This is a genomic window from Microbacterium sp. ER1 (assembly GCF_023383675.1).
Classification (GTDB): domain Bacteria; phylum Actinomycetota; class Actinomycetes; order Actinomycetales; family Microbacteriaceae; genus Microbacterium.
Genome location: NZ_QCXO01000126.1, coordinates 55852 through 79702, shown reverse-complemented (window position 1 = coordinate 79702; position 23851 = coordinate 55852). Strand labels below are relative to the sequence as shown.

Below are 23851 nucleotides of genomic sequence, written 5' to 3'. Positions count from 1 at the left end.
GGTGGTCGGCGGGCGCGGGGTGTCCGGGTCGCCGTTCCCGGTCTGGCCGTGCGTCGTCGCGCCGTGCTGGGGCGAGGAGGACGAGCCGTCCCCGGTGCTGAGGCTCAGGGTGGCGTGCGGCGCGGCGACCGCGAGGTCCCGGCGGAGATCGACGAGGAGGGCGCGCAGGGCGTCCCTGCCGATCTCGCTCGGGGCCTGCAGCTCGATGCGCAGGGTGGAGCCGGCGATGTGGGCCCGCACGGTGACGGGACCGAGGTTCTCCGGCGAGACGGTGAGCGTGATCCGGTGATCGCCGTCGGGGGCCTGGGCCAGGGACAGCACCGGAGCCGCCACCTGGGGGAGCAGGGCCGGTCGGACCGGCGCGGGGACGGCGCTCGGCGGCGTGACGGGCGCGGTGGCCGTGGCGGCGACCGGGCTCGGCGCGGGCGTGGACCCGGCTGCGACCGGGTCGACGGCGCTCGAGCCTGCGGGGGTGGCGGCGGACGGCACCGGGATGGAGGGCGTCCCGGACACGGTGGAGGTCTCGGGGACGGTCGTGGCCTCGGTCGGGAGCGCGAGCGTGGCCGTCGCTCCGTCCGGCGCCGGGCCGGCGAGGCGGGACGTCCTGCCGTCCGATCCTGCGCTCGTCCCGCCGTCCTCGCCGGTACGCGCGCCCGCCGCTGCCTCGATGGACGAGGAGGGCGGGGACGGCACGACCGCTCCGGTCGTCGGAGGCGCGGTCGATGGCGCCGACGACGCGAGAGCGGGGGCCGACCGGACCGCTCCGGCGTCGACCGGTGCGTCGACCGGTGCCATGCCGGCCGCCGTGGGCACCGCCTCCGCATGAGGAGGCGTCGCCGCGGGGGAGGCGGAGTCGACGGCGGGCAGGGGGAGCGCGTCGGTGCCGGAGATGGCCGGACCCGCCGGAGACGGAGGTGCCGGAGACGGAGTCGCCGGAGTCTGCTCTCCCTCGGGCGGCGTCGGAACCACCGTCGGGCCGGCGTCCGGCGGAACGACAGTCGGGATCGCGGGCGGCGCGACCACCGACCCGGAGGGCGACGGGGCCGGGAGCGGAAGCGGCGTGGCGACGGCACCGTCGGCGGGAACGGCCGCGGTGCCGTCGCTCCTCGGCGCTGCGTCGGTCGCGGGGTCCTCGGGCGACGTGGGGCCGGCCGGCTCCGTCTCCCGCGCGGCATCGCGCACGGCGTCGGCGAAGGCGGCGGCTCCGGGGGCGCCGCCGCGGCCGGCCGGGGCTGCGGAGCGCGGGGGGCGCACGTCGAGCGCCGCGAGGAGGTCGAGAGCGGTCATGCCGAGCCCTCCGTCCGGGAGCGGGAGGCGATCTCGTCCAGCTCCGCCTGCTCGGCGTGCAGGTCGGCGGCGCGTACCGCCTCGGCGTGGCCGTCCGCGAGACGCTCGAGGCCGCGCAGCGTGCGCCGGGCGTCGGCGTGCGCGGACCGCGCCTCCGCGACCGTCTCCTGCTGGAGGGCCGACAGCGTCGTGAGGTCGGCCAGCAGCGCCCGGCCGGAGACCCGGGCCGCCGCGAGCGCCGCGAGCGCACGGACGTCCACGGCCTCGGTGTCCGCGCCGGCCAGGTGCGCGCGCAGGGCCCGGTCTCTGGCCTCGGTGTGCTGCGCGTCGATCACCGCGCGCGACAGACGCTGCGCGGCGGCGCGTTCCTGGATCTCCCGGACGCGCAGGAGACCGGCGAGCGAGAACCCTCTGCTCATGAGACCCCCTCGAAGGCGGAGACGAGGCTCTCCAGCCGGGCCCAGGAGTCGTCGATCGCGCTCGTCTCGTCGAGCGGCTGGGTGAGGAACGCCGAGATCGGCCGTTCATGGGCGATCGCCGCATCGATACGGGCGTCGGCGCCGGCGTGATAGGCGCCGATGTCGATGAGGTCGTTCGCCCGGCGTCGGGCCGCGAGCACGGCGCGGAGGGTGGCCGCCTGTGCGCGGCGCTCCCGGCTCGTGATCTTGCCGGCCACGCGGGACACGGACCCGAGGACGTCGATGGCGGGGTGGTGACCGGCGAGAGCGAGGGCACGGTCGAGTACGACGTGGCCGTCGAGGATGGAGCGGACCGCGTCGGCGATCGGCTCGTTGTGGTCGTCGCCGTCGACGAGCACGGTGTAGATGCCCGTGATGGAGCCGGCGCGGTCGGTGCCGGCGCGTTCCAGCAGTCCGGCGAGGAGCGAGAAGGTGGAGGGCGGGTAGCCGCGGGTGGCCGGCGGCTCGCCCGCGGAGAGCCCGATCTCGCGCTGGGCCATGGCGACGCGGGTCAGCGAGTCCATCATGAGGATCGCGTGCGCCCCGTCGTCGCGGAAGGCCTCCGCGATCCGGGTGGCGGTGAAGGCGGCGCGGATGCGGGCCATCGCCGGCTGATCCGAGGTGGAGACGACCACGACCGAGCGGGCGAGTCCCTCCGGGCCCAGGTCGTCCTCGATGAACTCGCGCACCTCGCGGCCCCGCTCGCCGACGAGGGCGATGACGGTGACCTCGGCCTCGGTGCCGCGGGCGATCATCGACAGCAGCGACGACTTGCCCACGCCGGATCCCGCGAACAGGCCGACGCGCTGCCCTCGGCCGACGCTGACGAGGGTGTCGAGCGCGCGCACGCCGAGGGGGAGCGGGGTGTCGATGCGATCGCGCTCCATGATCGAGGGGGTGTCATGATCCAGGGTCACCTGCGGCGCCGCGAGCGGACCCTTGCCGTCGATGGGACGCCCGAGGCCGTCCAGGACCCGGCCCAGCAGCGCGCGTCCGGTGGGAACGCGCACCGGGCCGCCCCGGCCGCGCACCGGGGCGCCGACGGTGAGTCCGGCGACCGGGGCGAGCGGCATGCAGCGCAGCCCGTCTTCGCCCGTCGCCACGACCTCGGCGTCGATGCCGTCGAGCGTCACCACGTCCCCGATGGCGCCGTCGAGCCCGCGCACCTGCACGCTGAGTCCGCGCACCTGGAAGACCTCGCCGATGCGCTCCGGCCGCGCCGCCTCGAGCACCGCCGCCCAGGAGCTCACGGCGTGCCCTCCGCGAGGGCGCGGCGCGCGCGCTCGAACGCCGTCCCGACCCTCGCGTCGATGACGCCGTGCGCGAGCACGGCCACGGCGTCGCCGCGGGCGAGGGTGTCGTCGGCGACGAGCGGGAATGCGGCGAGGTCGTCTCCGGTCTCCGCGGCGAGGAGCCGGAGATCCTCCGGATGGACGCGGAGGCTGCGTACCGCGGCCGGCGCGGTCGCGCTCAGGGCGCGGCGGGCCGCCGCGGCCGCCGCGGTGCCCGCATCGCTCAGCTCGGCCGCGAGGAGGATCTCCGCGAGGTCGATCGCGTGGGAGAGCACCTGCGTCGTCGCGGCGGCCTCCAGCTCCGCCTCCCGCTCCGCCAGGGAGCGTGCCGCGGCGTGCAGGGCCGCCACCGCGGCGGCCATCTCCTCGGCGCGATGGCGCTCCCGCTCCGCCTGCTCGGCCGCGGCGGCGCGGTGCGCGGCTTCGGCGTCGGCCGTACCCGCCCGGAAGCCCGCGGCGTGGCCCTCGGCGTACCCGCGGCGGCGCGCGCGCTCCTGCTCCCCGCGGTGGTCCGAGCCGCCGAGCCGGGGGAACGCGGCGGGGGCGAAGGCGTCAGTAGACATACTCGTCCTCGTCGGCCCGCTGCACGGTGATGTCCCCGGCGGCCTCCAGCGCCCGGATCGTGCGGACGATCTCGGCCCGCGCTTCCTCGACCTGGGAGACGCGCACGGGGCCCAGCGTCCTGGCCTCCTCCTCGAGGTTCTCGCGGTTGCGCTCGGACACGTTGCGGCGGATGAGATCGACGATCGGCTGCTGGGCGCCCTTGAGGGCCAGCGCCAGCGACCGGATGTCCATGCCCCGCAGCACGCGCTGGGTGTCCCGGTCGTCGAGCTTGACGATGTCCGCGAACGTGAACATGCGCGAGCGGATGTCCTCCGCGAGGGCGCTGTCGCGGTCCTCGATGCTCGCCAGCAGGGCCTTCTCGATGGTGGCCCCCGAGCGGCCGATGATCTCCACGAGCGGCTCGACGCCGCCGAGCACCTCGGGGCTGTCCCGCGACGCGAGGCTGCCGGTCCGCGCCTTGAGGGCGTCGGCGACGATGGCGATGGCCTCCTGGGAGGCGGTGCCCATGGTGGCGATCGCCTGCGCGACGTCGGTCCGGGCGGGGTCGGGCAGCGCGGCGAGCACGGCGGCGGCCTGATCGGCGGGGAGGTGCGCGAGCACGAGTGCGACGGTCTGCGGCAGCTCGCCGTCCAGGAGCGTGGCGAGATGGGCGGCGTCGGCGGAGGCGAGGAAGTCGAACGAGGCGCTCATCGACGTGGAGCCCACGCGGCCGAGCACGGCGGCCGCCCGCTCCGACCCGAAGGAGGCCTCCAGGAGCCCGGCGGCGATGTCGCGCCCGCCGCGGGCCGGGGGCAGGTGCCCGGCCGCGATGCGATGGAACTGTCCCAGCGCCTGGGCGGTCGTCTCCGCATCGAGGTCCTGCAGCCCGATGATCTCGGCGGCGACGGCCTCGGCCTCGGTCTCCGAGAGATGCTTCATGACCTCGACGGCCTGCGCGCGGTCGAGGTTCATGAGGACGATGGCGGCCGTCTGCCGATCGGTGAGTCCGCTCATGCCCGTGACCTGTCGTCGATGAGCGTGCGCAGCAGCTCGGCCGTGCGCTGCGGGTCCTGCCGGGTGAGGGCGTCGATCTCGGCACGGCGGCGCTCGAGGCTGATCTGCGCGGGCTCGGGCTCGGGGTCCGGGTCGAGATCCGGCACCGGCTCGAGGAAGGCGAGCGGGGTGGTCGGCGCCTCCAGCACGGCCGTCGGTGCGTCGGCGGAGAGCGCGGCGAGCTCGGCGGGCCGGTCACCGAAGAGCTGGTCGAACTCCTCCACACCCGCCGCCTTCCGTCGGGACCGGATGATCAGCGCGGTGATCGCGGCGATGAGCGGGATGGCGATGGCGGCGGCGATGATGACGGTGTTCAGGAGCGCGGCCTGACGGGCGCCCTCTTCGGCCTCCTTCGCCGCCTGCAGCGCGGCCTGGGCGGCCTCGGCGTCCGTCTGGCTGAACGCGACGAGCTCGACGGCGAGTTCGTCGCCGCGGGTGCGGTCGATGCCGGCTGCGGTGGCGACGAGGTCGCTGAGCTGCGCGGAGCTGAGGTCTCCGCCCGCACCGGCGTCCACGGCGACCGACACCGACTGCCGCAGCAGGTTTCCGGCGGGGGTGGACGTGCTCTCCGTGGCCTTGTTCACCGCGTTGGTGCGCGTCTCCTCGGAGGACCGGTAGGTGCCGTCGCCGTTCCCGTTCGGCACGGCGATGTTGTCCGGACCCAGGACCCCGGCTTCGGAGGTGGAGCCGTTGCTGTTCTGCTCGCGGACCTCTTCGGTGAGAGGGGGTGCGCCCTCGGCCGGCGTGTACGTCTCCTCGACGCGTTCGTTCACCGAGCGGTCGATCTCGGCGACCACCGTCACGGTCGCGTTGCCCGGGCCGACCACGGTGTCCAGCATCTGCTGCACGCTCGCGGCCACGCGGGCCTCGTAGTCGCTCGCCTGCTGGTCGAGGCCGCCGGTGGCCCCGCCGCCCACGGTCGACAGCGTCCGCCCGGTCTGGTCGACGACGGCCACGTTCTCCGGCTTCATGCCGCTGACGGCGGCCGAGGTGAGGTGCACGATGGCCTCGACCTGCTTCTGGTCGAGCGTCGTGCGTCCGGCGGTCTCCACGAACACGGAGGCCGTCGCGTCGACGGTCTCCGACACGAAGACGCTCTCCTCGGGGATCGCGAGCTGCACGGAGGCCGCGGAGACGCCGTCGATCGCGGAGATCGTGGCGGCGAGCTCGCCCTCGATCGCGCGCTTGTAGGTGACCGACTGCTGGAACTCGCTCGTGGTGACGCCCATGTCGTCGAGCAGCGAGTACCCGGCCGATCCGGCGCTCGGCAGTCCGGCGGACGCGGCCGCGAGCCGCTGGTCGTAGACGTCCTTCTCGGGGACGAGCACGGTGGCGCCGCCGTCGGCGAGCTCGTAGGGGACGGAGGCGGAGCGCAGCTGCTCCACCACGGCGTTCGCGTCCGTGGCGTTCAGCCCCGAGAACAGCGGTGTGTACGTGGGGCGGGTGAGCCAGCTGGACAGGGCGATGATGCCGAGTGCGAGCACGGCGATGCCGATGATGGCGATGGTCCGCTGCGCGAGCGAGAATCCGGCGATCACCCGCCGCATCCGCTGGAACGCCCCGGTCACTGCCGGGGGCATCAGGCCTGCATCCGCATGATCTCGTTGAACGCGTCGACGCCCTTGTTGCGGACGGCGGCGACGAGTTCGAGGGTGACCGCGGCGCGCGACGAGGCGATCATCGCGGCGTGGATGTCGTCGAGGTCGCCGGTCACGGCGGCGACCTTCAGGGTGTCGGACTCGGACTGCAGCGAGCGCAGCTCGTCGATCGCCCCGGTGACGCTGTTCGCGAAGGCCGTGTCGTCGCCGGTCTTCGCACCCGTCACGGGCGAGGTGGTCATGCCGAGGGACGAGGCGACGGCCTCGATGCCGGCGACGGCGCTCACGCGTTCCGCCCGATCTGCAGCGCCGCCTCGTAGGAGGTGCGGGCGCGGTCCACGATCGCCGCGCTCGCCTGGTATCCGCGCTGCGCGAGGATCAGCTGGCTCATCTGGTCTCCCAGGTCGATGTCGGGGTAGCGCACGTAGCCGTCGGCGTCGGCGAGCGGGTGGTCGGGCTGGTGCACGAGCCGGCCCTCGGCGTCGCCCTGGACGGTCCCGGCGACGTAGACCCCGGGGGACTGGTCGCTGGTCTGCGCCAGGATGTAGCGCGCCCGGAACGCCGCGCCGTCGGTCGACGTCGCGGTGTTGATGTTGGCGATGTTGTCGCTGATGGCGTCGAGCCACTTCCGGTGCACGGTCAGTCCCGTGCCGGCGATCCCGATGGCGTCGAAGGTCATGACGTCCTCATCGCGGTGCGCATCGAGGAGAACGATCCGTTCACGGCCTGCGTCGCGAACTGATAGCGGAGCATGGTGTCGATGCTGGAGAGGGTCTCGGTGTCGAGGTTCACGTTGTTGCCGTTCAGCCGTGTCGGCTCGAGCGATGTCCCGACCGTGGCGGACACGTCCCCGTCACCGGCGGCGATCGAGTCGGCGAGCGCGGCCTCGAACTGCACGCGCTTGGCGTGGTAGTCGGGGGTGTTGATGTTGGCGATGTTGTCGGCGATGGCTCGCTGGCGCAGCGAGAGGCCGTTCAGCGCACTGGTCAGTGCGGTGATGGTCACAGAGTCGAACACGAACCGGCTCCCCGTGTGTGGGTGAAGTGGCCGTTCCCTGGCCGAGTCTTGCGAGCCATCCGTGCTCTCGGGGGACTGTCGGCCGTCCGTGCGGTTTCGTTAGGAGGGTTCCTCACCCGTCCACGTCGAGGTAGGCGGGGGCATCGGGAGAGCGGGGTGCCGGCACGCGCCGGACGGCACCGAGGTGCTGCCGCAGCCCCTCGAGCTCCGACCGGGCGCGTTCCATGGCGGCGTGCTGCCGGTCGATCACCGCACGGGCGCGATCGGCCAGGTGCGGGGGGAGCGGGGAGGACGGCGGCGCCCAGGGGATGATGTCGTGCACCTCGACGGCTCCCGCCGGCGCGGCGATGATCCGGTCGGCGTCCGCTTCGAGCCGGTCGAGCAGCGCGGCCCAGTCCTCGTCCGTCATGCGCGGCCCTCCACGACGGCCAGGGCGGCGGCGTGCCAGGCGTCGCGCAGCGGCACGACGAGCTCGCGGCAGGCATGCGTGCGCTCCGGATCGCGGCCGATGTTGGCGCCGATCAGCGTCTGCGAGAGGAAGACGTACAGCGAGCGCAGCCCGGCGCTGCCGCTCCAGTCGTCGGTGAGGGACGACGACAGCTCGGCCACGATCGCCTGCGCGTGCTGGAGCTGGGTGTTGGCCTCGGTCCAGTCGGCCGCCCGCTGCGCCGTCTCGGCGCGTTCGATGTCGAGCAGGAGCCGGTCGTAGAGCATCGTGACCAGGCGCTCCGGCGGGGCGGACAGGATGGCGTCCTCGCGGTACCGCTGCTGGGCACGCAGGGCGGCGTTCATGCTCACGAGTCCGACCCGGAGCGGCTGCTCGGCAGCGCGTTGATCTGGGAGGCGAGGTACGACGACTGCGACTGCATCTGCGACAGCATCACCTCGAGGCGCGCGTACGTGCGCTCCAGCGACGCCTTGCGCTGCGCGAGGCGCACGTCCCAGCGCTCCATCTGCTCGCCGAGGCTCTTGACCTCGCTCTCCTGACCCGTGATCCGCGAGGTGAGCAGCCCGTCGTACTTGTCCGAGTACGAGGTCGCCGTCTGCTCCACGCGTGCCGCGACCGCGGAGAAGAGCGCGCCGACGGCCGCGGGGTCCTTCGCCAGCGCCTCGGAGAACTTCTCCTCGTCGAACGTGAGCTTGCCGTACATGTCGGTCGAGATGCCGATCGTGGAGGGCGAGACGCCGTCCACGGGGTGCTGCACGGCGTCGGCGAGGGCCGTCCGCAGACCGCGGATGGTGCTGTCGCCGGTGAAGACGCCGAGGGTGGTCTTCTCGCCCTGTCCCGCGGCGACCGTCGCCTTCGAGCCGTTGTCGATGCGGGTGAAGATGTCCGTGAGGAGGGCGATGAACTCGCCGGAGGCCTTGGTCCTGGCCTCGCCGTCGACGGCGACGGTGACCGTGACGGGGGTCGTCGAGACGGTGGAGACCGTCACGTCGACGCCCTCGAAGAGATCGGTGAACGTGTTGCCGGACGAGGTGATGACCTGTTCGGCCGCCGTGCCGGCCCAGAGGCGCAGCTGCGCATCCGTGCCTGTGGCGATGACAGCGGCGCCCGGCTCCGTGGACACGTCCGTGGCGGTGCCGGCGGCCACCGCGGCGAGGTCGCCCGCGTAGACGCGGAAGCGTCCTGCCTCTCCGGACTCCTCGGCCCGGAGCTGCAGGCGGTAGACGGGGGTGCCGTCGGCATCCTTGCCGGCGGGGACGGCCGTGGCGAGGACACCGGTGTCGGCGTCGTTGATGGCCTGGGCGATGTCCTGCATCGACGTCGAGTCGGCCTGCACCTGGACGCGCTTCCCCGTGGCGTCCTCGAGCGTCAGGACGGGCGGGTCGGCGGGCCAGCGGCTCGCGGACGCGGAGACCACCGTGTGCGCCTGGGCGAGACGGTCGACGACGATGTCGGTCGACACGGGCGCCGCGCCGGTGCGCAGGGCGACCTTCACCGACTCGGACGACGCGCTGCCGGTGAAGCGGTCGAGACCGCCGGGCGCTGCGGCCTTCTCGGCGGCGGCGGCGAGGTTCTGCACGGCCGTGTTGAGGGTGCGCAGCTGCGTCATGACGACGTTCTTGTCGTCGATCTTGGCCTTGAGCAGCGTGCGGGGGATGGCGTGCACGTCCATGAGGGCCTTGATGACCTCGGTGGTCTTGAGCCCCGACACGAGGCCGTCGAGCGAGAGCGACATGCGGCTTCCCTTCTGTGTGCGGCGGGGCCCGGGCGACGGCCGAAGCCGTCACCCGGACCCCCGGAGTGATTCCGTGCGGCGGCGCGGATCAGCGCAGCAGCTGGAGCACGCCCTGGTTGGCCTGGTTGGCCTGGGCCAGCATGGCCGTTCCCGCCTGCGACAGGATGTTCGCCGACGTGAACTTGACCATCTCGGACGCCATGTCGGTGTCGCGGATACGGCTCTCGGCGGCGGCGAGGTTCTCGGCCGACACGTTGAGGCTGTTGATGGTCGACTCGAAGCGGTTCTGCAGCGCACCGTAGCCGGCACGTGCGGTCGAGACCGCCTGGATCTGCGTGTCGATGCCCGCCAGAGCCGCACCGTACGATGCCGCGTCGGTCATGGTGCCGGCGAGCGTCTCGATGGTGGTGCCGAGGTTGGCGAAGTTGGTCAGGCCGACCGAGATCTGGTCCTCGGCGGCGACCGCGCCCGCACCCACCTGGAACGTCAGCGTCGTGCCGCCCGAGAGCAGCTTGATGCCGTTGAAGTTGGTGCTGTCGGCGATCCGGGTGAGCTCGTCGGCGAGGGCGCCGATCTCAGTCTGGATCGCTTCGCGCGACTTCGCGTTGTTCGAGTCGTTCGCACCCTGAGCGGTCAGGTCGCGCACGCGCTGCAGGATGGAGTGCACCTCGGTCAGGGCGCCTTCCGCGGTCTGGATGACCGAGATGCCGTCCTGGGCGTTGCGAGCCGCGACGTTCAGGCCGTTGACCTGCGAACGCAGGCCCTCGGAGATCGCGAGGCCGGCGGCGTCGTCCGCGGCGCGGTTGATGCGCAGACCGCTCGAGAGCTTCTCGAGCGACTTCGACAGGTCGTTCTGCGTGTTGGACAGGTTGCGGTAGGCGTTGAGCGCGCCCACGTTGGTGTTGATCTGCATACCCATGAGGGTTTCCTCCGTGATGTGTTGTGCAGGAGACCATCCGTGGTCTCCTGCACTCACCTATCGGCGGAGGATGCGGACGCGTTAGGCGGGGGCGGCGGCGCGGAAGACCTCACCGATCCGGACGCCGGCGGCCTCGGCGATGCGGCCGAAGTACGCATCCCGCGCGGCGGGCGAGACGCGGGTGGTGGTCGTGGTCTCTGTGCCGCCCTCGGCGAAGTAGCGGTCCAGGGCGTCGCGGAGCAGGCGCACCGCCTCCGCCCGCTGCTGCGAGACGGCCGAGTGGGTCACGCCCAGCTCCTCGGCGATCTCCTTGACGGGGCGCTCCTCGACGTAGACGGCCACGACGATGCGCCGCATGCGCTCGGGGAGAGCGGTGATGGCGTGCTCGAGCACCTCTCGTCGCTCGCCGACCAGCGCGGACTCCTCGGGGAGAGGGATGTCGGCGACGAGGTCCCGCGTGGCGGGGTCGTCGAGCGGGGCGACGGTGCGCGCGGCGTCGGCGAGGGCCTCCACCACCGCCTCCTTGGGTGAGCCCATGGCGGTGGCGATCTCGGTGGCGGTCGCCGTTCGACCGAGGGCGGCGGTGAGGGTGTCGCGGACGGCGACGGTCTCCTTGATGCGCTTGCGGATGCCGCGGGATGCCCAGTCCATGGCGCGCATCTCGTCGGCGAACGCGCCGAGGATGCGGCGGCGGGCGTACGCGCCGAACGGGACGCCGAGCGCGGGGTCGTAGGCGTCGGCGGCGGTCACGAGGGCGAGCGCGCCGACGGCGGCGAGCTCTTCGCGGGGGATATGGGTAGCCCGAGCATGGGTGTCTGCAGCGAGGTAGCCGACCAGGGGGAGGTTGGCCTCGACGAGGCGGTTGCGCTCAGCGCGCGACGACATGGGGGATGATCCACCTCTCTGGATGCACTCCGGAAGCTCCATGGCGAGGGGTAGATGGTCATATCACAAGGTCCGGGATATGTCCATGGGGAGCACTAACCGCCGCCAGTCCACATAGTAACCTTAGGGGCGCGGTGGCCGATAGAGATTTATGAACCGTTAACAGGCGGGCCGATCGCACCTGCGTGGGGCGGGGGATCGCTGGGGACAAGGGGATCATGGGAGCCAACGAACTATCGATGCAGCTCTGGCGCGAGCGCGAGCTGCTCGAGATGCTGCTTTTCAAGCTCGACGAGCAACAGCTGCTGCTCGCCGCCGGCCGGTCGCACTGGATCCAGTTCGCGGCCAGGGAGATCGATCAGGTGCTCGACCGCCTGCGCGCCGCGAGCCTGGCCAGGGCCGTCGAGGTCGCCGGCGTCGCCGAGGAGTGGGGGGCTCCTCAGGACGCGACGATCGGCCAGCTCATCGAGCACGCCCCGGACGGGGCCTGGGGCGACGTCTTCACCGACCACATGCGCGCGCTCGTGAAGCTGACGGCGGAGGTCGAGCAGATGCGCGACGCCGCCGCGGAGCAGCTCAGCGGAGTACTCCGCGCCACCCAGGAGACCATCGCCGCTCTCGGCCAGGAGAGCGGCGAATACACCACCCGCGGCGACCGCGCCCGCGAGGATGCCGCCCGCATCATCGACACCGAGATGTGACCGAGAGGGATTCATGTCGACTTTCAGTGGACTGACCACCGCCGCCAGCGGCCTCGCCGCCGCGCGGCGGGGCATGGATGTGGTGGGGCAGAACATCGCCAACCAGAAGACCGAGGGGTACACGCGGCAGCGCGTCGAGACCTCCTCCATCGCCGCCGTCGCGCAGACGGGGCGCTTCAGCATGGGCGCGCTCCCCGGACACGGCGTCTCCATCGACGGGGTGTCCCGCCTCGGCGACGCGCTGCTCGACGCCCGGGTCCGCGACACCCTCGGGGCCTCCGGCTACTGGGCCACCCGCGCGCTCGCCGCGACGACCGCCGAGTCGGCGCTCGCGGAACCGACGGACAAGGGCCTCGCGAACCGGCTGACGAACTTCTGGGCGGGGTGGCAGGATCTCGCCAACACCCCCGACTCGGGGGCCGCGGCCGCGAGCATCCTGGAGTCGGCGAAGGAGCTCGCCGCCCACATCTCCGGCGGCTATCGCACCGTCGCCGCGCAGTGGACGGCCGCACGGGGAACGGCCGAGCGCACCGTCAGCCAGGTCAACGCCGCGGCCGACCAGATCGCGGTGCTGAACACCGAGATCCGCGACGCTCTGGCCTCGGGCCGCTCGGCCAACGAGCTCACCGACCGCCGCAATCTGCTCGCCGAGGACGTGGCCCGGCTCGCCGGCGGCACCGCCACCGTGGAGGCGGACGGCACGCTCACGGTCCGCCTCGGCGGCAACGCCCTGGTCTCCGGGGGCGACGCGCGTCACCTCGCCCTGACCGGCGCGGCGACGATCGACGGCGCACCCCGCGTCGGCGTGGTCTGGGAGTCGGTCCCGGATCTTCCCCTCGTGGTCGACGGCGGAGAGCTCGGCGGCTCGCTCGCGGTGCTCGCCCCGGCCGCCGACGGCGGGATGCTGGCACAGCTCGCCGCCACCTACGACCGGGTGGCCACGGCGCTGGCGGAGTCGCTCAACGCGCAGCACCGCGCCGGTGTCACGGCGTCCGGACAGCCCGGGGGCGACTTCTTCACGCTGCCGGCGACCGGCTCCGCCGCGCTCGGGCTGCAGGTGGCCGTCACCTCGGCGGCCGACCTGGCCCTCGCCGCGCCCGGAGCGGGCTCCAAGGACGCGACCAACGCCGACCTCATCTCCCAGATCGGGCAGCGCGCGACCTCTCCGGATGCGCTGTGGACCGACCAGGTGACCCGCTTCGGCGTGTCCACCGCGGCCGATGTGCAGCGTGCGAAGGCGTCGGATGCGGCGGCGGTCGGCGCCGTCGGCGCCCAGCAGTCGGTCGCGGCCGTGGACGGCGACGAGGAGACGATCAGCCTCCTCACGTACCAGACCGCCTATCAGGCGGCGGCCCGCGTGCTCACCGCCGTCGACGAGGCCCTCGACGTCCTCATCAACCGCACGGGCGTCGTCGGACGCTGACCGGAGGAGCCCCATGATCTCTCGCGTGACCCAGACCACGATGACGCAGACGGCGATGCGCCAGCTGCAGTCCAACCTCTCCGAGCTCGCCCGTCTGCAGGAGCAGGCCACGTCGCAGAAGGCGTTCGCCGCGCCCTCGGACGATCCGGCCGCGGCCGCTGCCGCCCTCGCCCTGCACGCCGAGCAGCGCCGCACCGAGCAGTATGCGCGCAACATCGACGACGGCCTGGCGTGGGTGACCGCGGCCGACACGGCGATCACCTCCAGCACCTCGCTGCTCTCGCGGGTGCGGGACCTCACCGCGCAGGGAGCGAACGACGGGGCGCTGGACGCCGCGGCGAAGGAGGCCCTCGCGGTGGAGCTGGAGGGCATCCGCGATGAGCTGCTCTCGCAGGCGAACACCCGGCTGCTCGGGCGGTCCGTGTTCGCGGGTACCTCGGACACGGCGGCCTTCGCCGCCGACTACTCATACAGCGGCGTCGCCGGCTCCGAGGTCACGCGACGTGTGTCCGATGCGGCGGCCGTCCGCGTCGACACCGACGGGGCGGCGGTGTTCGGCACGGGCGACGACTCGGTGTTCGCCCTCGTCGACCGCATCGTCGCCGACCTCCGCTCCGGCACCAACGTCGGACCACGGCTCGCGGAGATCGACGACCGCCGCACGGCGATGCTGGGCGTGCAGGGCGCGGTCGGCACCAGGCAGGCTCAGATCGAACGCGCCAAGGAGGCGGCAGTGCAGAATTCCGTGTCCCTCGAGTCCCGCCGCGCCGCGGTCGAGGACGTCGACTCGGTCGAGGTGCTCATCCGCCTGCAGGCGCAGGAGCTCGTGTACCGCTCGGCGCTCGCGGTGAACGCGCGCGTGCTGCAGCCGTCGCTGATGGACTTCCTGCGATGACCGCCGCGCTCACCTTCACGGCCCCGCCGCCCGGACTGGCACCCCATGTGGACTTCGCCCTCGCACCGGTCGAGGGCGCCGACGGGCTCTTCGCGATGCGGGCGGTCGAGGACGAGGCCCTGCGGCTCTACCTGGTCGACCCGAACACCGTCCTCACGGAGTACGCGCCGACCCTCACGGACGCGCAGGTCGCCGACCTCGCTCTCTCCTCGGCGGACGACGCCTTCGTGCTCGTGGTCGCCCACCCCGCCGCCGAGGGCGTCAGCGTCAACCTGCTGGCACCGGTCGTCGTGAACCGGGCGACGGGAGCGGCGGCGCAGGTCATCCTCGAAGGCCAGGACTACCCCGTGCGGGCGCCGCTGGGCTGACCCGTGCGGGGTCGGATCGCCGGCCGTGACGGGCGGGGTGACGACTACCCTGGAGAGGTGATCCTCGCCGTCGACACCTCCCTTGGCACCGCCGTCGCCCTCATCGACCCGGACGGGACGCGTCGTGCCGAGGCCGGTACCGCCGACCCGCTGGGCCACGCCGAGGTGATCGGCGACCTGGTGCGCGACGTGCTCCGCGAGGGCGGGTCCGACGGCATCACGCACGTCGTGGCGGGAATGGGCCCCGGCCCGTTCACCGGGCTGCGCATCGGCATCGCGACCGCGCGGGCGTTCGCCCTAGGCCGCGGCGTCCCCGTCGTCCCGGTCCCCAGCCACACGGCGGCCGCGCTCACGATCCAGGCCACCGTGACCGGACCGTTCGCCGTCGTCACCGACGCCCGCCGCCGCGAGGTCGCCGTCACCGTGTTCGACGGGCAGGACGAGGACGGGATCCCGCGCACGATCGCCGACACCGTGCTCGTGCGCGCCGCCGACGCCGACGAGCATCTCGCGGGCCTCCGCCGGGTGGACGTGACGACGCTGTCCGCGGTCGACCTCGCCCGGGTGGGGGCGCGGGCGCTCGCCGCCGGCCGGGTCCTCGCCGGCGAGGAGCCGCTCTACCTGCGGCATCCGGACGTCACCCTGCCCGGTGCCCCGAAGAAGGTGGGCGCATGACGCTCCGGGACGCGCGGCCGGACGACCTCGACGCGATCATGGCCATCGAGGAGCGCTCGTTCCCGACCGACGCGTGGAGCCGGGAGACCATGGCGAGCGAGCTGGCGAGCCCGCACGGCCGCTACCTCGTCGACGAGCAGGGCGGGGCGATCGTCGGCTACGGCGGGGTCCGAGCCCTGCAGGGCGGCGCGGACGCCGACATCCAGACCATCGCCCTCCTCGCCGAGGTCCGGGGGCAGGGACGCGGGCGCGCGCTGCTGCGTGCCCTGCTGCGGACGGCTGCCGCCCGGGGCGCGCACGAGGTGTTCCTCGAGGTGCGCGCCGACAACCCGGCGGCCGAGGGGCTGTATCGCACGGAGGGCTTCGAGGAGATCGGCAGGCGCCCCCGTTACTATCAGCCGGACGACGTCGACGCGATCGTGATGCGTCTGGACCTGCGCCGCCACCCGGCGCCCGCCGATACGCCGGAGGAGGCGACCGCATGAGTGAGCCCCTGGTGCTCGGCATCGAGACGAGCTGCGACGAGACCGGCATCGGCATCGTGCGGGGGCGCACGCTGCTGTCCAACACGATCGCCTCCAGCATGGACGAGCACGCCCGGTACGGCGGCGTCGTGCCGGAGGTCGCCGCCCGCGCGCACCTCGAGGCGCTGCAGCCGGCCATCGACGCCGCCCTGGCCGAGGCCGACGTCCGTCTCGCCGACCTCGATGCGGTGGCGGTGACGAGCGGCCCCGGCCTCGCCGGAGCGCTCATGGTCGGCGTGGGAGCGGCGAAGGGACTCGCCGTCGCCCTCGACAAGCCGCTGTATGCGGTCAACCACCTCGTGGGTCACATCGCGGCCGACATCCTCACCCCGGATGCGGCGCCGCTGGAGTACCCGACGATCGCGCTGCTGGTCTCCGGCGGCCACACCTCCCTGCTCCACGTGCGCGACCTCACGACCGATGTCGAGCTGCTCGGCGAGACCGTGGACGACGCCGCGGGCGAGGCGTTCGACAAGGTCGCCCGGCTGCTGTCCCTGCCGTATCCCGGCGGCCCCGAGATCGACCGGGCCGCGGTCGGCGGAGACCCGGACGCGATCCGCTTCCCGCGCGGGCTCTCGCGTGCCTCGGACCTCGCGAAGCATCGCTACGACTTCTCGTTCTCCGGGCTGAAGACCGCTGTCGCCCGCTGGGTCGAGCGCTTCGAGGCGGAGAACGCCGCCGCGGGCGCCGACGCGCGCGAGCTGCCGATCGCCGACGTCGCCGCGAGCTTCCGGGAGGCCGTCGTCGACGTCCTCGTCACCAAGGCGCTCAACGCCTGCGCCGACCTCGGGGTGCCGCGCCTGCTGCTCGGGGGCGGCGTGATCGCGAATCGCCGGCTCCGCGAGGTCGCGCTGTCGAGGGCCGCCGAGGCCGGGGTCACCGTGCGCATCCCGCCGCTGTCCCTCTGCACGGACAACGGCGCCATGATCGCCGCGCTCGCCGCCGAGCTCATCGCATCGGGGCGTCCCGCCTCGACCCTCGGCTTCGGCGCGGACTCGACGCTGCCGGTCACGGAGATCCAGGTCGCGGAGGCGGTGCCAGCGTGACCGGGCTCGCGCAGGAACCGGAACCGGACGGGGTCGCCCCCCGCGCGCGGGTCGAGCGCGCGAGCGGGCAGGTCGAGCGCCCGGCCGGGACCGCGCGCCTTCCCGGAGCTCCGCGGGAGGGCTACACGAAGCTCCCCACGGGCCCGGTGGGCATCGAGCCCGTGGTCGTGAGCGGGCCCGACCTCGACCACGGGGAGGAGGACGCCTGGGAGCCGGCGTCCGAGCCCGTGCCCGTGGACGACACGCGGCTGGCGCCGTGGGCGCTGCTTGCGGCGATCGTCGCGCTCGGCGCATCGTTCTTCGTGGGCTGGGGGATCCCGGTCGCGGTCGTCGCCGTGATCGCCGCCATCATGTCGCTGCGCCGCCCCGTCGAGAACCGCGCGATCGCGCGCTGGGCGCTCGTGCTGGGGCTGTGCGCGACCGTGTACAGCCTCGGCTGGCTGGTCTGGGCGGGGATGCAGTTCGAGAGACTCGGCTAGGCGGGATGGCCATGACGGACGACGACGATGTCGAGGAGCGCAGGGCCCTGCAGCGCAAGGCCTTCGGCCCGGGCGGAGGCCTCACGGACGCGGAGGCCGCGCGCCTGCGACAGCTCGACGATGCCCGGCGGCGTCCGTCTCCGGGACCGAGCACGTCGGATCCGATGGCCGGCTCTGTGCAGGAGACCCGGCAGCCCGGTCCTCCGCGGTCCCGGCACTCCCTCGCCACCGTGCCGGACGACGGCGAGACTCCGACAGGAGACGACGCTCCCGTGGTGCCGGACGACGAGCCCGTGGACGACGCCACCCGGACCGACCGCCCCGCCGTGACCGAGGCGCGGCACCGTTCGCGCGGGATGCTCGCGCTCGCCGCGGTCGTCATGGTCCTCCTGGGGCTCGGCATCGGGTGGCTCGCCTTCGGCCGGACCGGCGGTGCCGCGGTCGCGCTCAGCGCCGAGCAGCAGGGGTGGCAGTCCGAACTCATCGCATCCGGGAAGTACGACCCCGGATCGGTGCGCGCCGTCGCGACGGAGGAGGGCGCGGTCGTCTGGATGGCGACACAGAACGGCGGGGCGAGCGTCTGCCTGGTCCTCGGATCGGCGGAGAGCACGACGCCGAGCTGCAACCAGCGGGAAGCCGTCCAGAAGGAAGGGCTGTGGGGCGAGGTGACGACGCAGCGGGACGACGAGTACACCCGACAGGTCATGGCGCAGTTGCTCCTCACGCCCGACGGCGAACCGGCGGTGGCCGTCGGCGTCTCGGAGTTCGGCTCCGGTGAGGGCAGCGGCATCACCTATGCGAACGAGGAAGAGACCCGCACGGCCGCGCGTCTGGTCGAGGACGGGTTCGACCCCCACTCGATCTGGGTCGTGGGGTACGACCGCGACGTCCCGATCTGGACGGCCTCCGAGGCCGAGACGGGGCGGCAGTGCCTCGTCTACGACGGGGCGACACCGGACGCGCCGAAAGCCTGCGAGACGACGGAGACGCTGCAGGAGCACGACGGTCGGCTGAGGTTGCAGCTGACCGACGCGGAGACCGGCGGCCTGACGACCTACGAGCTGCCGGGCGGTGGCTCCCCGTCCTTCGTGATCATCCGAGAAGGGAGCGACGTCGGTGCGGGAGGAGACTGACCGACCCCAGTCCGGAGACGACGACGCGGAGCGCCGGGCGCTGGAGCGTGCGGCATACGGCCGTGACGGCGGGCTCGACGCTGCCGCAGCCCTCCGGCTGGAGGAGCTCCAGGCGGAGCGCCGCCGCACGGCCCTGTCCGCGTCCGAGGAGCCGGCGACGTCCGCACCCCCGGACCCCGGCGGTGCGAAGGAGGTCGCGGACGCTCTCCCGGAGCCGGAGAAAGGGCCGGTCGCGGAAGACGCCGCGCCGGAGGACCCGGAGGACGTCTCCGCGTCCGAGGCGCCGGCCGCGAACCGCCGCGGTCTCATGCCGGTGCTCGTGGCGTCGGCGGCTCTCCTCGCGATCGGCGTGGGGGCCGGGTGGGCGCTGTTCGCCCCGCGACCGGACGCGTTCCCCCTGACGAAGGCGCAGGAGGACCGGCGGATCGAACTCGCCGGGGAGGACTACGATCCCGGCTCCGTCCGCCCGGTGGGAGAGGCGGAGGGGGTGCTCGCCTGGTTCGCCACACAGGACGACGGGGCCACCCGGTGCCTGATCCTCGACGTGGGCGCCGACTCCCAGTCGACCTGCCTGGCCGGGGAGGAGGTGGGGACGGGCCTGTACGCCTCGCTCCCCGTGCCGGTCTCCTCCGCGGACGACGAGGAGAGCTCCTTCTCCTTCGACAGCGTGACGGCGGTCATGCTCTTCTCCACCACGGACGAGCCGATGGTGAGCATCCAGCGCTGGGGAGGCAGCTCCACGCTCGTCGCCCAGTTCGGCGAGGCGGAGCGCGCGAGGGCGGAAGAGCTCGTCGGCGACGGCTATGACCTCAACCTCTCCGTCCTCGGGTCGTTCCGCGAGCAGCCGGTCTGGCTCGGCGACCGCAGCACGGAGAGCGGGCCCTCCCAGCGCTGCCTGATCGTCGACGCCGACGGCTCGCGCCAGTGCGCCACGATCGACGAAGCCGTCCAGTCCGGGCTCCGCGTGCAGTTGCTCGACGTCGACCAGGAGACCGGGGAGCTGCTGTCGGCATCCGTCATCGAGGTGGACTTCACGCGCTGGCAGACGCCCTATCTCACCGTGACCTCGGGCCCCGCCGTCGTCGACGCGGCGACGGGCGAGTCCTACCTCGTGACCACCGGCCCGCCCGGGGATCCGATCCGCGTCGACATCCCGGGCCGCGACCCGGAGGGCTGACACGCTCTCTCAGTCCGCGGCGGGCACCCGGTCGGCGAGGATCGCGCGGCGCTGATCGCCGAACCGGGCGAGGATCAGGGTCGCCTCGGCGTCGCCGCGCAGGGTCAGCTTGCGCCGGAAGGCCGCCGGATCGACGTCCACCCCGCGCTTCTTGATCTCGATGCGGCCGATGCCGTGGGTCTTCAAGGCCGCGTTGATCGTCTTCGGCGTGATCGGCAGCGTCTCCCGGACGCGGAAGGACTGCACGAACGGGCTCGTCAGGGCGGCGTTCGAGGTCAGGTACGCGATGCGCGGATCGAGCATCCCCGCGTCGAGGCTGCGGGCGACGTCGCCGATGAGCCGGGCCCGGATGACGGCCCCGTCCGGCTCGTGGAGGAAGGCCCCGAGCGCACGGACCGGCGCGTCCTCGGCATCCGCGGATCCGGTGAGCTCGTGCGAGCGCTCGCCGCGGATGACGAGAGCGGAGCGCCGCACCCCTTCCCTCGCGAGCTCGCGCGACCACACCACGAGCTCGACCACGCTCCCGTCGGCGCTGACCCACTGCGTCTCCGCGTCCGTGGGCAGGCGGTCGCGGTCGTGGGCGGGGCCGAGCTTGATCCCGGTGGGGCGCTGCGCGGCGACGGCGAACGCCCAGTCGAGCGACGGCGAGTAGTCGTCGGCGGAGACGCGCCGGGTCTCGCTGTGCCCGGAGGTGCGGCGGGCGGGGTCCATCCAGATCGCCTGGCCGGGGACCGGTTCTCCGAGGGCCTCCTCCGCGGTCGCGTGGCGTACTGTGGCGTCCTCCCCGAACGGGGCGAGGTTGTAGGCGGCGAAGGCCGCGGTCACCTCGTCGGCGTCCACGGCGTGCACCGCCAGTCCGGCGCCGGCGAACGCGAGGGCGTCGCCGCCGATCCCGCAGCCGAGGTCGGCGACGCTCGTGAGGCCGGCCCGGCGGATCCGCTGGGCGTGGCGGGCGGCCACTCCGAGGCGTGTGGCCTGCTCGAGGCCCGCGCGGGTGAAGAGCATGCGGGCGGCGAACGGGCCGAACTTCGCCGTGGCCTTGGCGCGCAGGTGCGCCTGGCCGACGACGGCGGAGACGAGGTCGGGGGAGTGGCCGGCGGCGCGCAGCCGGGAGACGGCTGCGGCCGCCTCGGCGGTGGAGGTGACCGGCCCGAGCGCATCGAGCAGCTCGAGGCCGGCGGGGGTCAGCAGGGCGCGCAGCTCGGACATCTCCACCCTCCCACCCTAGGACCCGGTCGCCGCCGGATCGGGGTTGGCACTCGCATTGCATGAGTGCCAGCCGACCGCCTACACTGGCATTAGCACTCTCGGGTTGAGAGTGCGAACGAGTCTTTCGTGTCAGCGTCAAGAAAGAAGAGGTAGACCGTGTCGGTTTCCATCAAGCCGCTCGAGGACCGCATCGTCATCAAGCAGGTCGAGGCCGAGCAGACCACCGCGAGTGGCCTGGTCATCCCCGACACCGCCAAGGAGAAGCCCCAGGAGGGCGAGGTCGTGGCGGTCGGCCCCGGCCGTATCGACGACAACGGCAACCGCGTTCCGCTCGACGTCGCCGTCGGCGACCGCGTGCTCTACAGCAAGTACGGCGGCACCGAGGTGAAGTTCGGCGCGGACGAGTTCCTCGTCCTGTCGGCTCGCGACGTCCTGGCGGTCGTCGTCCGCTGATCGCACACCCGGTTCCCTCCGCTCGCCGGACGGGAACCCGGTCCGCAGAAGAGGGCCCGGATGCATCGGCATCCGGGCCCTCTTCTGCGTCCCGAACGGCGCGTCGCCCGGCGGCGCAGGCATAGGGTTGTGCGGTGACCGTTGAGACGACCCGCGCCACCCGGACGGCGGGCGTCGCCTACGCCGGGAGCGCCTACCTGCTGTGGGGCGTCCTGCCCCTCTACTTCCTCCTGCTGCAGCCCACCGGTCCGTGGGAGGTCGTCGCCTGGCGGGTGCTGCTCTCCTTCGTCTTCTGTCTCCTGCTGCTCACGGTCACGAGGGGATGGGCCGCCTTCCTCGCGATCGTCCGGAGTCCGCGGCTGCTGGGGTGGACGGCCCTGGCCGGCCTCCTCATCTACGTCAACTGGCAGGTCTTCGTCCTCGGCACGCTGAGCGGGAACGTGGTGGAGACGGCGCTCGGCTATTTCATCAACCCGATCACGACGGTGCTGCTCGGCGTCTTCGTGCTCAAGGAGCGCATCCGCCGGCTGCAGTGGGTGGCCGTCGGTATCGCGGCCATCGCGGTCGTGGTCATCGTCGTGGCGTACGGCCACGTCCCCTGGATCGCCTTGACGCTCACGGCCTCCTTCGGCCTGTACGGGCTCATCAAGAAGAAGATCGGCCCCGCCGTCGACGCGGTCAGCGGGCTGACGCTCGAGTCGTTCTGGCTGATCCCCATCGCGGTGGTGCAGCTCGTGATCGTGGCGACGACGCCGGCCGGCCTGACCATGGGGACTGCGGGCGGGCCGCATGCCGTGCTGCTCGCGTTCGCGGGAGTGGCGACGGCCGTCCCTCTGCTGCTGTTCGCGGCCGGCACGCGTCGCGTCGACCTCGCCGTCATCGGCATGCTGCAGTTCCTCACCCCGATCCTCCAGTTCCTCATCGGGGTCGTCGTGCTGCACGAGCCGATGCCGCCGGAGCGCTGGATCGGGTTCGTCCTGGTGTGGATCGCGATCGCGGTCTTCGTCGTCGATCTGCTCCTCGCCGCACGGCGCGGCCGTCGGGACACCCCCGCCGCGGGGCTCTGATCCCGCCCGCCCACCGGCGGAAACAGCGGCCCTGGATCGTTAACGCACCGAGATACTTGCCCCTCCTGCGCGCGGGGCGCACGCCCTAGTGTTAGAGCACCCGACTGTGGTCACCATCCACGTTCGTTTACGCAAGGGAGCATCATGAACGCACTGAAGGGCTCGCGCAGCGCGAGGATCTTCGCCGGGATCGCGCTGGTCAGCGCCTCCGCCCTCATCATCGCGGGCTGCAGCAGCACGCCGAACGCGGAGCCGTCGGACGGGGGTGGCGACAAGCCCGCCGCCGACCTGACGCTCAAGCTCGGTTCGCTGCTGCCCGCCACCGGTACGCTCGCGTTCCTGGGCGCGCCGATGGAGGCCGGCGTCCAGCTCGCCGTGGACCAGATCAACGAGGCCGACGCCGGCATCACGATCGACCTCAGCACGGCCGACGAGGGCGACCTCGACAACAAGGCCTACGAGACCTCCATCACCAACCTGCGCAACGACGGCATCACCGCCATGATCGGCGCGGCGTCCTCGAGCGTCACCAAGCTCATCCTCGACGGCAACGCGGGTGCCGACATTCTGACGGTGTCCCCGTCCAACACCTCGCCGGACTTCACGGGCATCAACCCGCTGTACTTCCGCACCGCGCCGAGCGACAACCTGCAGGGCGAGGTGCTCGGCAACGAGATCGCCGAGGACGGTCACAAGACGCTGGGCATCATCTACCAGAACGACCCGTACGGCACGGGGCTGTTCGAGGCGATCAAGGCCACCTTCGAGAGCACCGGCGGCGAGGTCGTCGCCGACGCCTCGTACAACCAGGGCGACGGACAGTTCAACGCCCAGGTCTCGGAGATCGCCGCGGCCAAGCCGGATGCGGTCGCCGTCGTCTCCTACGACCAGTTCGCCACGATCGCGCCGCTGCTCGGCAACGCCGGGGTCGACACGGGGTCGCTGTACCTCGTCGACGGCAACCTCAAGGACTGGGGTGCGGACGTGTCGGTCAGCCTCGAGGGCTCGAAGGGCACCCGCGCCGGCGCCGAGCTTCCGCAGGACTTCCTCGACCAGCTGAACGCGGTCTGGACGGCCGAGGGCAACGACCCGATCGACGCCGTGACGTACTCGGCCGAGGCGTACGACGCCGTGGTGCTGATCGCTCTGGCCGCGCTGAAGGCCGGCTCGGTCGAAGGCCCGGACATCGCCGCGGAGATGATCACCGTCTCCGGTGGTGACGGCGACGGCGAGAAGTGCGACAACTACGCCGACTGCGCCGCGATCATCAACGACGGCGGCACGCCGGACTACGACGGCCTCTCCGGTGAGATCACGTTCGACGAGAACAACGACCCGAAGGGCGCTGCCATCGGCGTCTACGAGTTCGACTCCGAGAACGTCACCTCGCGCATCAAGTAACGCAGCGACGACGAAGGCCCCGGATGCTTCGGCATCCGGGGCCTTCGTCGTTCCGGGGCCGCGTC

General features: G+C 72.8%; 28 protein-coding genes. 13 read left to right on the top strand and 15 right to left on the bottom strand.

Annotated features, from left to right (window positions below; translation table 11 throughout):
* From BV453_RS04720 to BV453_RS04655, 14 genes are all read right to left on the bottom strand, one after another.
* Positions 1-1287 (bottom strand): flagellar hook-length control protein FliK (locus BV453_RS04720; RefSeq protein WP_249520999.1); only part of this gene is annotated, 1287 nt, incomplete at its 3' end.
* Positions 1284-1706 (bottom strand): hypothetical protein, encoded by a 423-nt coding sequence (locus BV453_RS04715; protein ID WP_249520998.1) that lies wholly within the window; start codon positions 1704-1706, stop codon positions 1284-1286. The genes BV453_RS04715 and BV453_RS04720, both read right to left, overlap by 4 nt.
* Positions 1703-2995 carry a FliI/YscN family ATPase gene (locus BV453_RS04710; protein WP_249520997.1) on the bottom strand — a complete coding sequence of 431 codons (1293 nt, stop codon included), beginning with the start codon at positions 2993-2995 and terminating at the stop codon, positions 1703-1705. The genes BV453_RS04715 and BV453_RS04710 overlap by 4 nt, the downstream gene beginning before the upstream one ends.
* On the bottom strand, positions 2992-3600 hold the full coding sequence (locus BV453_RS04705; RefSeq protein WP_249520996.1) for a FliH/SctL family protein: 609 nt from the start codon (positions 3598-3600) through the stop codon (positions 2992-2994). Before BV453_RS04705 ends, BV453_RS04710 begins: the two co-directional genes overlap by 4 nt.
* The gene (gene fliG / locus BV453_RS04700) at positions 3590-4594 is read right to left on the bottom strand and encodes a flagellar motor switch protein FliG (protein ID WP_249520995.1); all 1005 of its coding nucleotides are present in this window, start codon (positions 4592-4594) and stop codon (positions 3590-3592) included. Before fliG ends, BV453_RS04705 begins: the two co-directional genes overlap by 11 nt.
* Complete coding sequence (gene fliF, locus BV453_RS04695) at positions 4591-6213, bottom strand: flagellar basal-body MS-ring/collar protein FliF (protein WP_025104350.1); 1623 nt, start codon at positions 6211-6213, stop codon at positions 4591-4593. Before fliF ends, fliG begins: the two co-directional genes overlap by 4 nt.
* The gene (gene fliE, locus BV453_RS04690) at positions 6213-6473 is read right to left on the bottom strand and encodes a flagellar hook-basal body complex protein FliE (RefSeq protein ID WP_051582258.1); all 261 of its coding nucleotides are present in this window, start codon (positions 6471-6473) and stop codon (positions 6213-6215) included. The genes fliF and fliE overlap by 1 nt, the downstream gene beginning before the upstream one ends.
* Positions 6474-6514: 41 nt before the next feature.
* Positions 6515-6910, bottom strand: coding sequence for a flagellar basal body rod protein FlgC (locus tag BV453_RS04685; protein WP_025104348.1), 396 nt, complete (start codon positions 6908-6910; stop codon positions 6515-6517).
* Positions 6907-7248 carry a flagellar basal body rod protein FlgB gene (gene flgB / locus BV453_RS04680; RefSeq protein WP_025104347.1) on the bottom strand — a complete coding sequence of 114 codons (342 nt, stop codon included), beginning with the start codon at positions 7246-7248 and terminating at the stop codon, positions 6907-6909. Before flgB ends, BV453_RS04685 begins: the two co-directional genes overlap by 4 nt.
* Before the next feature lie 112 nt (positions 7249-7360).
* Positions 7361-7657 carry a hypothetical protein gene (locus BV453_RS04675; protein WP_025104346.1) on the bottom strand — a complete coding sequence of 99 codons (297 nt, stop codon included), beginning with the start codon at positions 7655-7657 and terminating at the stop codon, positions 7361-7363.
* Positions 7654-8040, bottom strand: a complete 387-nt coding sequence (gene fliS / locus BV453_RS04670; protein WP_025104345.1) for a flagellar export chaperone FliS — start codon at positions 8038-8040, stop codon at positions 7654-7656. The genes BV453_RS04675 and fliS overlap by 4 nt, the downstream gene beginning before the upstream one ends.
* Positions 8041-8042: 2 nt before the next feature.
* A complete protein-coding gene (gene fliD / locus BV453_RS04665) occupies positions 8043-9431 on the bottom strand; it encodes a flagellar filament capping protein FliD (RefSeq protein WP_025104344.1) in 1389 nt (462 codons plus the stop codon).
* An 88-nt stretch (positions 9432-9519) separates the two neighbouring features.
* On the bottom strand, positions 9520-10350 hold the full coding sequence (locus BV453_RS04660) for a flagellin (RefSeq protein ID WP_025104343.1): 831 nt from the start codon (positions 10348-10350) through the stop codon (positions 9520-9522).
* A gap of 81 nt (positions 10351-10431) precedes the next feature.
* A complete protein-coding gene (locus BV453_RS04655; RefSeq protein WP_025104342.1) occupies positions 10432-11235 on the bottom strand; it encodes a sigma-70 family RNA polymerase sigma factor in 804 nt (267 codons plus the stop codon).
* A 218-nt stretch (positions 11236-11453) separates the two neighbouring features.
* On the opposite strand from BV453_RS04655, the gene flgN reads away from it, so the two are divergent.
* The 10 genes from flgN to BV453_RS04605 are packed head-to-tail and all read left to right on the top strand — an operon-like array spanning position 11454 to position 19656.
* On the top strand, positions 11454-11936 hold the full coding sequence (gene flgN / locus BV453_RS04650) for a flagellar export chaperone FlgN (RefSeq protein WP_025104341.1): 483 nt from the start codon (positions 11454-11456) through the stop codon (positions 11934-11936).
* Between the two features lie 13 nt (positions 11937-11949).
* Complete coding sequence (flgK, locus tag BV453_RS04645; protein ID WP_085605847.1) at positions 11950-13359, top strand: flagellar hook-associated protein FlgK; 1410 nt, start codon at positions 11950-11952, stop codon at positions 13357-13359.
* 13 nt (positions 13360-13372) lie between these two features.
* Positions 13373-14254, top strand: coding sequence for a flagellar hook-associated protein FlgL (gene flgL / locus BV453_RS04640; RefSeq protein ID WP_060923324.1), 882 nt, complete (start codon positions 13373-13375; stop codon positions 14252-14254).
* Positions 14251-14622, top strand: a complete 372-nt coding sequence (locus BV453_RS04635; protein ID WP_085605846.1) for a flagellar assembly protein FliW — start codon at positions 14251-14253, stop codon at positions 14620-14622. Before flgL ends, BV453_RS04635 begins: the two co-directional genes overlap by 4 nt.
* A 57-nt stretch (positions 14623-14679) precedes the next feature.
* Positions 14680-15297, top strand: coding sequence for a tRNA (adenosine(37)-N6)-threonylcarbamoyltransferase complex dimerization subunit type 1 TsaB (tsaB, locus tag BV453_RS04630; protein ID WP_025104337.1), 618 nt, complete (start codon positions 14680-14682; stop codon positions 15295-15297).
* On the top strand, positions 15294-15782 hold the full coding sequence (rimI, locus tag BV453_RS04625) for a ribosomal protein S18-alanine N-acetyltransferase (protein WP_025104336.1): 489 nt from the start codon (positions 15294-15296) through the stop codon (positions 15780-15782). The genes tsaB and rimI overlap by 4 nt, the downstream gene beginning before the upstream one ends.
* Positions 15779-16867: a tRNA (adenosine(37)-N6)-threonylcarbamoyltransferase complex transferase subunit TsaD gene (gene tsaD, locus BV453_RS04620; protein ID WP_025104335.1), complete on the top strand. Its 1089-nt coding sequence runs from the start codon at positions 15779-15781 to the stop codon at positions 16865-16867. The genes rimI and tsaD overlap by 4 nt, the downstream gene beginning before the upstream one ends.
* A complete protein-coding gene (locus BV453_RS04615; RefSeq protein WP_025104334.1) occupies positions 16864-17346 on the top strand; it encodes a hypothetical protein in 483 nt (160 codons plus the stop codon). Before tsaD ends, BV453_RS04615 begins: the two co-directional genes overlap by 4 nt.
* Positions 17347-17357: 11 nt before the next feature.
* Positions 17358-18479, top strand: a complete 1122-nt coding sequence (locus tag BV453_RS04610) for a hypothetical protein (protein ID WP_157544437.1) — start codon at positions 17358-17360, stop codon at positions 18477-18479.
* Positions 18463-19656: a hypothetical protein gene (locus tag BV453_RS04605; RefSeq protein ID WP_249520994.1), complete on the top strand. Its 1194-nt coding sequence runs from the start codon at positions 18463-18465 to the stop codon at positions 19654-19656. The genes BV453_RS04610 and BV453_RS04605 overlap by 17 nt, the downstream gene beginning before the upstream one ends.
* A 9-nt stretch (positions 19657-19665) precedes the next feature.
* Here the strand turns inward: BV453_RS04605 and BV453_RS04600 are convergent, their stop codons facing one another.
* Positions 19666-20865, bottom strand: coding sequence for a class I SAM-dependent methyltransferase (locus BV453_RS04600; protein ID WP_283398818.1), 1200 nt, complete (start codon positions 20863-20865; stop codon positions 19666-19668).
* A 156-nt stretch (positions 20866-21021) separates the two neighbouring features.
* Between BV453_RS04600 and groES the strand changes: the two genes are divergently transcribed.
* The 3 genes from groES to BV453_RS04585 all read left to right on the top strand — a co-directional run bounded on the left by groES (position 21022) and on the right by BV453_RS04585 (position 23786).
* Entirely contained in the window at positions 21022-21318 is a 297-nt protein-coding gene (gene groES, locus BV453_RS04595) for a co-chaperone GroES (RefSeq protein WP_017203655.1), read from the top strand.
* Positions 21319-21452: 134 nt separating this feature from the next.
* Positions 21453-22385 carry an EamA family transporter RarD gene (rarD, locus tag BV453_RS04590; RefSeq protein ID WP_249520992.1) on the top strand — a complete coding sequence of 311 codons (933 nt, stop codon included), beginning with the start codon at positions 21453-21455 and terminating at the stop codon, positions 22383-22385.
* 144 nt (positions 22386-22529) lie between these two features.
* Positions 22530-23786 (top strand): ABC transporter substrate-binding protein, encoded by a 1257-nt coding sequence (locus BV453_RS04585; RefSeq protein ID WP_025103729.1) that lies wholly within the window; start codon positions 22530-22532, stop codon positions 23784-23786.
* Positions 23787-23851: the final 65 nt, after the last annotated feature.